Consider the following 11553-nt stretch of genomic DNA (forward strand, 5'->3'; position numbering starts at 1 on the left):
TCTACCACCCCACCCCACACCACAGCCTCAGAGCTTGTTGGCGTGGCGGATTACGTCTACTACGTCGGACATCATGCCGGTGAGGTCGTAGTCCTTGGGGGTGTAGACGGCGGCTACGCCGGCGGCCAGGAGGGCTCGGGCGTCGGTGTCGGGGACGATGCCGCCGACGACGACGGGAACGTCTTCGAGGCCGGCTTCGCGGAGGCCGGCAACTACCTGGGGGACGAGTTCCATGTGGGAACCGGACAGGATCGAGAGGCCGACGCAGTGGACGTCCTCGGCGACGGCGGCGGCGACGATCTGCTCGGGGGTCAGCCGGATGCCCTGGTAGATCACCTCGAAGCCAACGTCCCGGGCGCGTACGGCGACTTGTTCGGCACCGTTGCTGTGGCCGTCGAGCCCCGGCTTGCCGACCAGGAACCGCAACCGCCCGCCCAGCTCCTCAGCGGTCACCGACACCTTCTCCCGTACGGCGGCGATCGCCTCACCGCCGGCCGAGACGCCAACGGACCCCGAGACCCCGGTCGGTGCGCGGTACTCGCCGAACATCTCCCGCAGCACCCCCGCCCACTCCCCCGTCGTGACGCCCGCCCGGGCGCACTCGAGGGTGACCGGCATCAGGTTGTCGGTGCCCTTCGCGGCCTCGCGCAGCTTGCCGAGTGCAGTGTCGACCGCCTTGCCGTCCCGCTCGGCGCGCCAGGTCCGCAGCGACTCGAGCGCGGCGGCCTCCGCGGCCGGGTCGACGGTCTGGATCGCGGTGTCGAGGTCGGCGGTCAGCGGCGACGGCTCGGTGTTCTCGAACTTGTTCACCCCGACGACGATCTGCTCACCGGACTCGATCCGCTGCCGGCGTTCGGCGTGCGATGCAACCAGTGCCTGCTTCAAGTAACCGCTCTCAACGGCCGCGACAGCACCGCCCATCGCCTGCACACGATCGATCTCCTCGCGCGCCCCGGCGACCAACGAGTCGACCTTCGCCTCGATCACGTGCGAGCCGTCGAAGATGTCGTCGTACTCGAGCAGGTCCGACTCGTACGCCAGGATCTGCTGCATGCGCAGCGACCACTGCTGGTCCCACGGCCGCGGCAGGCCGAGTGCCTCGTTCCACGCCGGCAGCTGGACCGCGCGGGCGCGAGCGTTCTTCGACAGGGTCACGCCGAGCATCTCGAGCACGATCCGCTGGACGTTGTTCTCCGGCTGGGCCTCGGTCAACCCCAATGAGTTGACCTGTACGCCGTACCGCAGCCGACGGGCCTTCGCGTCGGTCACGCCGTACCGCTGCAGTGTCAGCTCGTCCCACAACCGCACGAACGCGCGCATCTTGCAGGTCTCCTCGATGAACCGCACCCCGGCGTTCACGAAGAACGAGATCCGCTGTACGACGTCGCCGAAGCGCTCCTGCGGGACCTGGCCGGCGTCCCGAACTCGATCCAGTACGGCGATCGCCGTCGACAGCGCGAACGCGAGCTCCTGGACCGGGGTCGCACCGGCCTCCTGGAGGTGGTAGCTGCAGATGTTGATCGGGTTCCACTTCGGCACGTTCGCGACCGTGTAGGCGATCAGGTCGGTGGTCAGCCGCAGCGACGCGTCCGGCGGGAACGCGTACGTGCCGCGGGACAGGTACTCCTTGACGATGTCGTTCTGCGTGGTGCCGGTGAGCTCGTCGGGCAGCGCGCCCTGCTCCTGCGCGGCGACCTGGTAGAGCGCGAGCAACCACATCGCGGTCGCGTTGATGGTCATCGAGGTGTTCATCTGAGCGAGCGGGATTTGGTCGAACAGTGCCCGCACATCACCCAGGTGCGCGATCGGCACCCCGACCTTCCCGACCTCGCCCTTGGCCAGCGCGTGGTCGGCGTCGTACCCGGTCTGGGTCGGCAGGTCGAACGCGACCGACAGCCCGGTCTGGCCCTTGGCCAGGTTCCGCCGGAACAACGCGTTCGACTCCGCCGCGGACGAGTGGCCCGCGTACGTCCGCATCACCCACGGTCGATCCTTCTCGGTCGCCATGTACCCGAGAGTAGGACTGTGTTCCTTTGTGCGTCCCCTGCTCGTGACCGGTGTCACCAGGGGTCTGGATCACACAGGCACGGCTTCAAGCGCTGATCGGCAGGGGGGTGCGTTCGACGTTGAGGATGCGGTGCAGGCGGGTGACAGCGAGGATGCGGATCACCGAGGGCATCGGGTGCCAGAGCACGAGTTGACGGCCGAGCAACTGGGTCCGGCGGTGCGTGGCGACCAGCAGGCCGAGCCCGGTCGCGTCCACGGCGTCGACCGACTCCAGGTTGACGATCACGTCGCCGTCGGAGCTGTCGATCACCTGGTTGAGCGTTTGACGGACGTCACCCACCGAACGGACGTCCAGGATTCCGGTCAGATGTACGACGTTGGGTGTGGTCGGGTGTGCAGTTGTGTTGTCTTGGGTCGGTGCGAGCATGTCCGTGCCCTCCGCTCTCCCCTGGCGGCCCCCGAGTCATCGGCCGCACTGCAGCGTGTGGAGATAAAGACTCCATGGAGACCCGGAAGGTTGCCAAGACTTCGCGACGATTTATTTCGCGAGACAATAGCTGCGTGTTCGCCGAGCAGTACTTCTTGTTTCCACTCGTGTCCATCGCACTGGCCGGGCTGATGGTACTGCTGTGCCGCTGGGCTTTCTCGAAGGCGAAGGGCGGCTCGCTGGTACGGCGTGTCGACCTGCGGCCGGCCGACCGGGACTCCTTCGGACTGCTGGTCGCCATCCTGACGATGCCCACCTACAACGAGGTCCGGGTCAAGGTGTCGATGCTGAAGGACTTCGGCATCAAGGCGACCGCGGCCCGGACCAAGGACGGCTGGACCGTCTACGTCTGGCCGCAGGACGAGACCGCGGCCCGCGGCCTGCTCGACGCCTCCTGACGGTTTCTTCCACCTGGCTGTCCTCCCGAGAGCGCTCTCGCGCGTCCACCTCCCGGTAGCTCACCGACGTGAGAAGGGGCTGGGGGACATCGGACAAGAAGAGGGTGAGTCGACCGGTACATCAGACGTGGGGAGCTCCATGACGCCCGACCTGGCCTTGGCGACGCTCGCGTTCCCGGGCCGGCTGCCGGCAGCCGCCGTACCTGCGGAGGCCGACGAGGACGGCCGGGCGCTGGAGGCATCGGTCCGGGAGCCGGACCGGTTCACGCTGATCTTCGACCGGTACTTCGGCCAGGTGCACGCGTACGTCGCCCGCCGGCTGGGGACCGACATCGCTGACGACCTGGCGGCGGAGACGTTCCTGATCGCGTTCCGGCAGCGAGACCGCTTCGACCGGCGGCACGGAGTGGTTCGGGCCTGGCTGTACGGCATCGCGACCAACCTGATCCGGCGGCACCGGCGCGACGAGGTGCGCGCCTGGCGGGCGATCGCGAAACTCCCGCCGCCGGTGGAGTCCGTCGACGACGAGGAGCGGATCGCCGCCCAGGTCACCGCGCAAGGTGTAGGCCGTGAACTGGCGGCCGCGCTGGCGAAGGTGTCGGCCAAGGACCGCGAGGTGCTGCTCCTGGTGGCGCTCGGGCAGCTCACGTACGACGAGGTGGCCGCGGCACTCGGGATCGCGTACGGCACCGTCTGCTCCCGGCTCTCGAGAGCCCGCCGCATCCTCCGCGACACGCTGGAGCCGCTGTGAACGAACTGGAGAGAATCCGCAAGGCGTTCCCCGAAGCCGAGGCGCCGTCCGCGCAGGCGACCGCCGCAGCCCGGCGTCAGGTGGAGGCGTTGATCCGAGAGGCCGACGCTGACGGCGGTGGAAGGGTGTACGCCTTCCGCAGTATCGCTCGGACGGGATGGGTGGGGACTGCGTTGACTGCAGTTACTGCTGTGGTGACTGTGGTCGGTTTGGGAGTGCCGCTTCTCGACGGTGTGGATGGGACGGTTGAGGCGGCGCCGGCGACGATTACGCCGAGCGCGCCGCGGTTGGCGAGTGCCAGTCAGGTGTTGATCGCGGTTGCGCAACTGCAGGAGACGGACGAGAAGGTCTCCGGGAGGTTCTTCCGGGTGCGGAGTCTGCAGGTGAACGGGACTCGCCGGGTGATCACGGAGAGCTGGATGCCGATGAAGCCCGGCGTGCAGTCCTGGTTCGGCTGGGTGGACCTGAAGTCACCCATCGAGCCGGTGGTGAACAAGATGGGCTTCGACCAGGTCCCGCCCGGCTACTACCTGACCGGAGACAAACCCCTGACCGCACAGCAGATCGCAGCCCTCCCCACCGACCCGGTCAAGCTCCGCGCAGTCCTGTCGGCCGACGTCGACCCCGACGCGACGGCGAGCGAGCGCGAGTACGTCGTCTTCGCCGCGGCCGGCCGCCTGCTGTTCGAGATGCCGTCCCCGCCGAAGCTCCGCGGCGCCGCCCTCCGCGTGCTCGCCACCCTGCCCGACACCCAGGTCCGGACCGGCGTGCAGGACCCGATCGGCCGGTCCGGGACCGAGATCATCTTCACGCCGGACCCGTCGATGCCCAGCGCCGGCAAGACCTTCATGCACCGCGGCGGCGCCCGCTACATCATCGACCCGGTCACCGGCCGCCTGCTGAGCTCGTCGTACCGCGGCCTGAAACCCGGCGCCACCGTCGTCCTAGAGTCCGGCTGGACCGACGAGAAACCCCGGCCGCCCTCCCGCACCGTCCGCTGAGCTGGCACCGCCGGTCGACGCCCCGCTCGGCGCTGCCGGGCGGGGCAGTTCTTTTGCGCACCGTCTAGGGTCGGGGTATGGGGATTCTGCTGGAGCTGGATCTGACCAGGGGTGTGCTGGAGACGCCACCCGCCTCGCCCGTGGCTGCGTTTCGCGCGCGGCACCTGCCGACTCTGCGGGAGCTGGTGGGAGCGCTGCGGAAAGGGGCGCGGGACGACAATGTCGTCGGCCTGGTCGCCCACATCGGTGGTCACCGGCTGTCGCTCTCCCAGGTGCAGGACCTGCGCGAGGCCGTCGCGGACTTCCGTACGTCGGGCAAGGCGGCCGTCGCGTGGACGGAGTCGTTCGGCGAGACCGGCCAAGGGACCGTGCCGTACTACCTGGCGACTGCGTTCGACGAGATCTGGCTGCAGCCGTCCGGTGACCTCGCGATCACCGGGATCTCGGTGCAGGCCGTCTTCGTCCGTGGCGCGCTGGACAAGGCCGGGGTGATCCCGCAGTTCGGCAAGCGCCGGGAGTACAAGACCGCGGCGGACACCTTCACCGAGAAGGAGATGACCGAGCCGGCCCGCGAGATGGCGTCGCGGCTGGCCGAGTCGGCGTACGAGCAGATCGTCGAGGGCATCGCCGTACGGCGCAGACTCGACACCGCGCGGGTGCGGGAGCTCGTGAACACCGCGCCGCTGCCTGCCCAGACCGGGATCGAAGTTGGGCTCGTCGACCGGCTCGGCTACCGCTCCGACGTGTACGACGAGCTGCGCAAGGGGCTCGGCGAGACGACCAGGCTCCTGGCCGAGCGGTACATCCGCCGCGGGCCGCGGACCCTGGAGGACCTGCGAAAGCAGCTGCCGTGGCCGCAGAAGCCGCTGGTGGCCGTCGTGCGGATCTCGGGCGCGATCACTGTGGGCCGCAACTCCAACAGCCCGCTCGGTGGACCGGGCTCCGGCTCCGACACCATCGGCGCGGCGCTGCGGGCGGTCGCGGACAACGAGAAGGTGAAGGCCGTCGTACTGCGGGTGGACAGCCCAGGCGGCTCGTACGTCGCCTCGGACGCGATCCGGAACGAGATCCTCCGGCTGCGGTCCACCGGGCGTCCGGTGATCGCGTCGATGGGCACGGTGGCAGCGTCCGGCGGGTACTTCGTCTCGATGCCGGCCGACGTGATCGTCGCGCAGCCGGGCACCATCACCGGGTCGATCGGTGTGCTCTCCGGCAAGGGCGTCGTACGGGACGCGCTCGGGCGGATCGGGATCTCGCAGGAGGCCGTGTCGGAGGGCGAGAACGCGCGGATGTACTCGGCGCAGGAGGAGTTCACCGACGAGCAGTGGGCGCGGCTGGAGGAGACGCTCGACCGCATCTACAAGGACTTCGTCGCCAAGGCGGCGCAGGACCGCGGGCTGCCCGAGCAGCAACTGGAGGGACTCGCGCGCGGCCGGGTCTGGACCGGCGCGGACGCCCACAGCCGCAAGCTCGTGGACGAGCTCGGCGGCTTCCAGCACGCGCTGACGGTCGCCTGCAACCGGGCCGGCCTGGACCGCGACAACATCGGGCTGGCCACGGTCCCGCACCGCAACCTGCTGGACCACCTGCGCGCTCCCACGACCACCGACGACCTGGCCGTTCGTGCTCAGGCGCTGACTCTCGACGGCCTGGCAACCGGTATCTACAGCGCGCTGGGCCTGCCGCCCGAGGGCCTGCTGCGGATGCCGCTCAACTGGCAGCTGGCGTGATCGACTGCGGGAAGGCGAAGAAGCCGTCCGGGTCGTAGGCCTGCTTGACCTTGCGCAGCCGGTCGAGGTTCTCGCCGTGGTACGCCGTCAACGCGTCGGGCAGCGTGGGGTCGGGGAAGTTCGGGTAGACCCGGCCGGAGCTGAACTGCTCGAGCGGCCGGAACAGCCCGGCCAGCGCGGACCGCAACTCGGCCTCGGTCGTGCGCAGCGCCTCCTCGCCGGAAGGTAGCGGCGCCCCGGTGACGAGCTCGACGAGGAAGGCCTGGTCGCGGTGCGCGAAGGCGCTCCAGTCGACGTCGTGCCGGTTGTACTCGCCGCCCATCGGCGTCAGGTTCAGCTCGGCATCGCCGAGACTGGCGAGCAGCTCCCGCCAGGTCCCGCCGGGAACGCTGCCCGCAAAGAAGGCCGACTTGCTGACGTCCAGCCGCGGTTGCGCACGCTCCACGTCGCCGAGGCCGACCACCGAGCGCTTGAGCTCGCGATACGGCATCCGCGCGATCGCGGTCGTCGCCGGCTCGCTGCCGACCGCGACCACGAGCCGGTCGACCTGATCCAGGTCGTCGACGACGAGTCCGAACACATGAACACCCTCAGTCGTCACCTTCACCGCAACGTTGACCTCGTCAGGCGCGTACGGCGCCCAGCGCTGCCACGCATCGACGACGGCGACTGCATGGTCGCGCGGCCAGGTCAGATGCAGCCGATGCGCACTCGGCGACGGCACCCCGGTGAACCACAGCTTGGTGACCACGCCGAACTGCCCGCCACCCGCACCACGGATCGCCCAGAACAGATCGGCGTGCTCGTCCGGGGCGCACCGTACGACGCGGCCGTCGGCGAGCACGAGCTCGGCCGCGATCAGCTTGTCCGAGGTCAGCCCGTGCATCCGGCCCAGCAGACCGATTCCGCCGCCCAGCACCAGGCCCGCGATCCCGACCGTCTCGCCGCACCCGGCCGGAAGGGTCAGGCCGACTTCGTCGAGGGCGTCGTACACCTCCGGCAACCGGACGCCCGCGCCGACGCGGACCATCCTGTCGGTGACGTCGATCGACGCCATCGGCGAGACGTCGAGGACGATGCCGGTCGTGGTCGACCGGCCGGCGAAGCAGTGCCCGCCGCTGCGGGGCACGACCGGCTGCCCGGTACGGCGTGCCTCCGCCAAAACGTCGGCCACCTCGGCGGGGGTGGCGCACTGGGCGATCGCGGCCGGGTGCACCTCGCCGTACCGGGGCATGGCCGGCCGGCGGGCCGCCTCGTACTCTGCGGAACCCGGCCGGAGCCAGCGGACCGTCACGAGGTGCGTTCGCCGCCCGGGACCCAGAGGACGTCGCCGCCGGACGACAGGTTCGCGACCCGGCCGAGGATGAACAGCAGGTCGGACAGCCGGTTGAGGTAGGTCAGGGCGAGCAGGTTGATCGACGGGCCGTGCGCCTCGACGGCGGCCCAGCCGGCCCGCTCGGCCCGCCGGACCACGGTGCGGGCGACGTTCAGGTACGCGGCGCCCTCGGTGCCGCCGGGCAGGATGAACGAGCGGAGCTTGGTGAGCCGGCTGTTGTAGTCGTCGCACCAGGCCTCGAGGCGGTCGACGTACTCCTGGGTGATCCGCAGCGGCGGGTACTGCGGATTCGGCGTGATCGGGTTGCACAGGTCGGCGCCGACGTCGAACAGGTCGTTCTGGATCCGGTTCAGCAAGACGACCAGGGTGCTGTTCAGGTGCCCGGCGGCGATGGCCACTCCGATCGCGGAGTTCGCCTCGTCCACCTCGCCGTACGCGGCCAGCCGCGGATCCGTCTTCGAAGTCGTCGAGTTGTCGCCCAGGCGGGTCTCGCCGGCGTCACCGGTCCGGGTGTAGATCCGCGTCAAGTTCACAGCCATGGCAAGGACTCTACGCAAAGGCCGGATCCCTCCGCCTCGACCCGTGGACCCGGCCGCGCTGCGCGGCACTCGGCGGGCACATCGCCGCGTTGGAGAGCGAGGCACGGAGAACCCCACTCCGAGCCTCGCTCTCCGCCTTGCGCTGCACTCCGCCGAGCACCTGCTCGCGGCTGGCCGGGTCCACGGGTCGAGGCGCAGAACGCTACAGTCGGCTGGTGGAACGGTTTCGGATCGCGGGTGAGGCACGGCTCGAAGGAGCCGTGGAAGTTGCTGGTGCGAAGAACAGCGTGCTGAAGCTGATGGCGGCGGCGCTGCTGGCGGAAGGTACGACGCTGCTGCGGCAGGTACCGAGCATCCTCGACGTCACCTTCATGGCCCAACTGCTGGACACGCTCGGTTGCCAGGTGACCGTCGACGCGGACGAGCGGACCGCGACGATCGCCGTACCGGGTGAGGTCGGGCACCAGTGCGACTACGAGCTGGTCCGCAAGCTGCGGGCGTCGATCTCGGTGCTCGGGCCGCTGCTGGCCCGCTGCGGACAGGCGGAGGTAGCCCTGCCGGGCGGTGACAACATCGGCTCCCGCGGGCTGAACATGCACGTCGCCGGCCTGGAGGCGATGGGCGCGAAGGTGCACATCGAGCACGGTTTCGTGATCGCCGAGGCGCCGCAGGGGCTGCACGGCGCCGAGGTGTGGCTGGACTTCCCGAGCGTCGGCGCGACCGAGACGATCATGATGGCGGCCGTGCTGGCGCGCGGTACGACGGTGATCGAGAACGCGGCCCGCGAGCCGGAGATCCAGGACATCGCCGCGATGCTGGTTGAGATGGGCGCGCAGATCGACGGCGCCGGGACGCCGCGGATCGAGATCACCGGCGTGACCGGGCCACTGCGGCCGGCCGACCACGTCGTCGTACCGGACCGGATCGTGTCCGGGAGCTGGGCGTTTGCGGCGGCGATCACCAAGGGCGACGTGACGGTCACGAACGGCCACGCCGAGCACCTCGAGCTGCCGCTCGACAAGCTGCACAAGGCGGGCGCGGAGATCACCGTGCTGGAGTCCGGGTTCCGGGTCCGGATGCACGACCGGCCGAAGCCGGTGGACGTGGTCACGCTGCCGTACCCCGGGTTCGCGACCGACCTGCAGGCCTTCGTGATCGCGCTGAACGCGGTGAGCGACGGCGCGGCGATGGTGACGGAGAACCTGTTCGAGGGACGGTTCACCTTTGCACAGGAGCTGACCCGGCTCGGCGCCCAGATCCAGACCGATGGTCACCACGCCGTTGTCCGCGGTGTCCCGCGGCTCTCGGGGGCGCCGGTCGTGGCGTCGGACATCCGGGCCGGCGCGGCCCTGGTCCTCGCCGGCCTCGCCGCCGAGGGCGAGACGCTGGTGTCGGCCGCCCACCACGTCCACCGCGGCTACACCGACTTCGCGGGCAACCTCCGCCGCCTGGGGGCCGACGTCACAGTCGAACCGGATGACGCGGAGATGTACTGGAACTAGTTGCCGGTTTAGGGTCTTGCGCATGACTGAGCGCGTGATCAAGCCCCTCGGCCGTGGTTTTCTCTTCCTGGACTCGCACCCGGCCGGGTGTGCCCGGCTGGTCCGTGACGCGGCCGCGCAGGTCGAGCGGCGAGCGCCGGAACGCCGTACGGCGCTGGTGATCGGGTCGAGCTCCGGCTACGGGCTGGCCGCGACGATCGCGGGGCTGGCGCGCTACGGGATCGACGGTGTCGGGGTGTCCTTCGAGAAGGCGCCGACAGCTCGCCGTACGGCGACCGCGGGGTGGTACCGCACGGCCGAGACGGCTGCGCTGGCCGCCGAGCTCGGGCGCGACTTCCGGTTCGTCAACGCGGACGCGTTCGCGGACACCACGAAGACCGAGGTGCTCGACCCTATCGCCGAGCGGTGGGGCAGGATCGACCACCTGATCTACAGCGTCGCCGCGCCGCGCCGGGTCGACCCGCGCAACGGCGAGACGTACCAGTCGGCACTCAAGGCGATCGGCGCCGCGCACACCACCAAGAGCCTCGCCTTCGAGGACGGGCAGCCGGTGCTGCAGGAGGTCGGGATCGACATCGCGACCGAGGACGAGATCGCGCAGACGATCAAGGTGATGGGCGGCGAGGACTGGGGTCGGTGGATCGCTGCCCTGTCCGAGCGGGGTCTGCTGAAGCCGGGCTTCAACACGGTCGCGCTCACCTACATCGGCTCCGAGCTCACCGGGCCGATCTACCGGCAGGGCTCGATCGGCGCCGCCAAGGCCGACCTGGAGCAGACCGCGCTGACGCTGAGCAAGGACGGCGGAGTGCAGGCGATGACGTCGGTGAACGGTGCCGCCGTCACCCAGGCGTCGTCCGCGATCCCAGGCATCGGCCTCTACGTCAGCCTGCTGCACAAGGTCCTCGGCGACGGGTTGCAGACCCCGATCCAGCAGTCGATCGCGTTGTGGGACCAGTTGACCGGCGAGGCCCCGCTGGACCTCGACGAGGAGGGCCGCATCCGCCTCGATCGGTGGGAGCTGACCGACGACGTCCAGGCCGCCGTACGGGCCGCTTGGGAGTCCGCGACTCAAGACACCATCGCGGACGTGGCCGACACCGCGTGGTTCCTCGCCGAGGTACGACGGCTCTACGGCTTCGACGTACCGGGGGTCGACTACGAGGCGCCGACCGAGGTGGACGTCAGCTGGCCTTAGTTCCGGGCGCGGTATTGCCGCATCTTGTTGCGGGAGCCGCAGAGGGACATCGTGCACCAGCGACTGCGGCCGGCCGGGCTGCGGTCGTAGTACACCCATCGGCAGCTGTCGGACGCGCATGCCTTGAGGCGCTGCCAGTTGCCGACGGCAACTGATGCGGTGATGTCCGCGGCCAGCTGGGCGACCAGCCCCGGCGCGCCCACGAGCCCGTCCGCCGGACGAACTGTCGCGCCTCCGTCGGCCGACAGCTCGAGCCGGAGCGGCGCCTCGGCGAGGATCCGGTCGAGCACCGCAAGCGACTCCCCCGGTACGTCGACACCGGCATGGGCCAGGCAGACATCGCGGATCGCCTCGCGGAGCGCCAGCACGTCGGCGAGGTCGGCCCAGTCGAACCGCAGCTCCGGTAGTCCGTGGTCGGCACAGAAGGTCCGCAGATCGGCGGGCTTGCCGAGCTCGTCGCGCGCCAGCTCCAGGTCGACGGTGTTCACCAGGTCCTGGACAAGCACCAGCGGCTCAGGGGCTGGGTTGCGCTCGCCGGGCTGAATCACGCTTGCCACGTTACCGCTGTTGGGGCATGATCCGGTAACGGTTACTAGATGAGGCGGAG

11 protein-coding genes are annotated in these 11553 nt (G+C 69.9%); 6 read left to right on the forward strand and 5 right to left on the reverse strand.

Going from position 1 to position 11553, the window contains the following annotated elements; translation table 11 throughout:
• Positions 1–27: 27 nt before the first annotated feature.
• Together ACIBGM_RS30435 and ACIBGM_RS30440 are read right to left on the reverse strand one after the other, a co-directional pair.
• Positions 28–2007 carry a methylmalonyl-CoA mutase family protein gene (locus tag ACIBGM_RS30435; protein WP_396387465.1) on the reverse strand — a complete coding sequence of 660 codons (1980 nt, stop codon included), beginning with the start codon at positions 2005–2007 and terminating at the stop codon, positions 28–30.
• An 85-nt stretch (positions 2008–2092) separates the two neighbouring features.
• Complete coding sequence (locus tag ACIBGM_RS30440; RefSeq protein ID WP_360532995.1) at positions 2093–2434, reverse strand: STAS domain-containing protein; 342 nt, start codon at positions 2432–2434, stop codon at positions 2093–2095.
• A gap of 134 nt (positions 2435–2568) precedes the next feature.
• On the opposite strand from ACIBGM_RS30440, the gene ACIBGM_RS30445 reads away from it, so the two are divergent.
• The 4 genes from ACIBGM_RS30445 (at position 2569) to sppA (ending at position 6374) form a co-directional block, all read left to right on the forward strand.
• On the forward strand, positions 2569–2892 hold the full coding sequence (locus tag ACIBGM_RS30445) for a hypothetical protein (protein WP_396387466.1): 324 nt from the start codon (positions 2569–2571) through the stop codon (positions 2890–2892).
• 139 nt (positions 2893–3031) lie between these two features.
• A complete protein-coding gene (locus ACIBGM_RS30450) occupies positions 3032–3643 on the forward strand; it encodes an RNA polymerase sigma factor (protein ID WP_360532989.1) in 612 nt (203 codons plus the stop codon).
• Complete coding sequence (locus ACIBGM_RS30455) at positions 3640–4644, forward strand: CU044_5270 family protein (protein ID WP_396387467.1); 1005 nt, start codon at positions 3640–3642, stop codon at positions 4642–4644. The genes ACIBGM_RS30450 and ACIBGM_RS30455 overlap by 4 nt, the downstream gene beginning before the upstream one ends.
• Before the next feature lie 77 nt (positions 4645–4721).
• Complete coding sequence (sppA, locus tag ACIBGM_RS30460) at positions 4722–6374, forward strand: signal peptide peptidase SppA (protein WP_396387468.1); 1653 nt, start codon at positions 4722–4724, stop codon at positions 6372–6374.
• Here the strand turns inward: sppA and ACIBGM_RS30465 are convergent.
• Both ACIBGM_RS30465 and ACIBGM_RS30470 read right to left on the reverse strand, forming a co-directional pair.
• Positions 6355–7668 carry an FAD-binding oxidoreductase gene (locus ACIBGM_RS30465; protein WP_396387469.1) on the reverse strand — a complete coding sequence of 438 codons (1314 nt, stop codon included), beginning with the start codon at positions 7666–7668 and terminating at the stop codon, positions 6355–6357. The two genes, sppA and ACIBGM_RS30465, sit on opposite strands and share 20 nt — an antisense overlap.
• Positions 7665–8249 (reverse strand): cob(I)yrinic acid a,c-diamide adenosyltransferase, encoded by a 585-nt coding sequence (locus ACIBGM_RS30470; RefSeq protein ID WP_360532977.1) that lies wholly within the window; start codon positions 8247–8249, stop codon positions 7665–7667. Before ACIBGM_RS30470 ends, ACIBGM_RS30465 begins: the two co-directional genes overlap by 4 nt.
• 215 nt (positions 8250–8464) lie before the next feature.
• Here ACIBGM_RS30470 and murA point away from each other — a divergent pair, with 215 nt between their 5' ends.
• Together murA and fabV are read left to right on the forward strand one after the other, a co-directional pair.
• Complete coding sequence (gene murA, locus ACIBGM_RS30475) at positions 8465–9751, forward strand: UDP-N-acetylglucosamine 1-carboxyvinyltransferase (protein WP_360532974.1); 1287 nt, start codon at positions 8465–8467, stop codon at positions 9749–9751.
• A 22-nt stretch (positions 9752–9773) separates the two neighbouring features.
• Positions 9774–10946, forward strand: coding sequence for an enoyl-[acyl-carrier-protein] reductase FabV (fabV, locus tag ACIBGM_RS30480; RefSeq protein ID WP_396387470.1), 1173 nt, complete (start codon positions 9774–9776; stop codon positions 10944–10946).
• On the opposite strand, the gene ACIBGM_RS30485 is transcribed toward fabV, so the two are convergent.
• Complete coding sequence (locus tag ACIBGM_RS30485; RefSeq protein ID WP_360532968.1) at positions 10943–11494, reverse strand: CGNR zinc finger domain-containing protein; 552 nt, start codon at positions 11492–11494, stop codon at positions 10943–10945. The genes fabV and ACIBGM_RS30485 overlap by 4 nt on opposite strands.
• Between the last annotated feature and the right edge of the window lie 59 nt (positions 11495–11553).

This window comes from Kribbella sp. NPDC050470 (genome assembly GCF_044458365.1).
In the GTDB taxonomy this organism is placed as follows: domain Bacteria; phylum Actinomycetota; class Actinomycetes; order Propionibacteriales; family Kribbellaceae; genus Kribbella.

What these genes read in the sequence shown, in the direction of transcription:
- ACIBGM_RS30435 (WP_396387465.1), bottom strand. Translation starts at nt 2,007, where the DNA reads ATGGCGACCGAGAAGGATCGACCGTGGGTGATGCGGACGTACGCGGGC.
- ACIBGM_RS30450 (WP_360532989.1), top strand. Translation starts at nt 3,032, where the DNA reads ATGACGCCCGACCTGGCCTTGGCGACGCTCGCGTTCCCGGGCCGGCTG.
- ACIBGM_RS30470 (WP_360532977.1), bottom strand. Translation starts at nt 8,249, where the DNA reads ATGGCTGTGAACTTGACGCGGATCTACACCCGGACCGGTGACGCCGGC.
- fabV (WP_396387470.1), top strand. Translation starts at nt 9,774, where the DNA reads ATGACTGAGCGCGTGATCAAGCCCCTCGGCCGTGGTTTTCTCTTCCTG.
- ACIBGM_RS30440 (WP_360532995.1), bottom strand. Translation starts at nt 2,434, where the DNA reads ATGCTCGCACCGACCCAAGACAACACAACTGCACACCCGACCACACCC.
- sppA (WP_396387468.1), top strand. Translation starts at nt 4,722, where the DNA reads ATGGGGATTCTGCTGGAGCTGGATCTGACCAGGGGTGTGCTGGAGACG.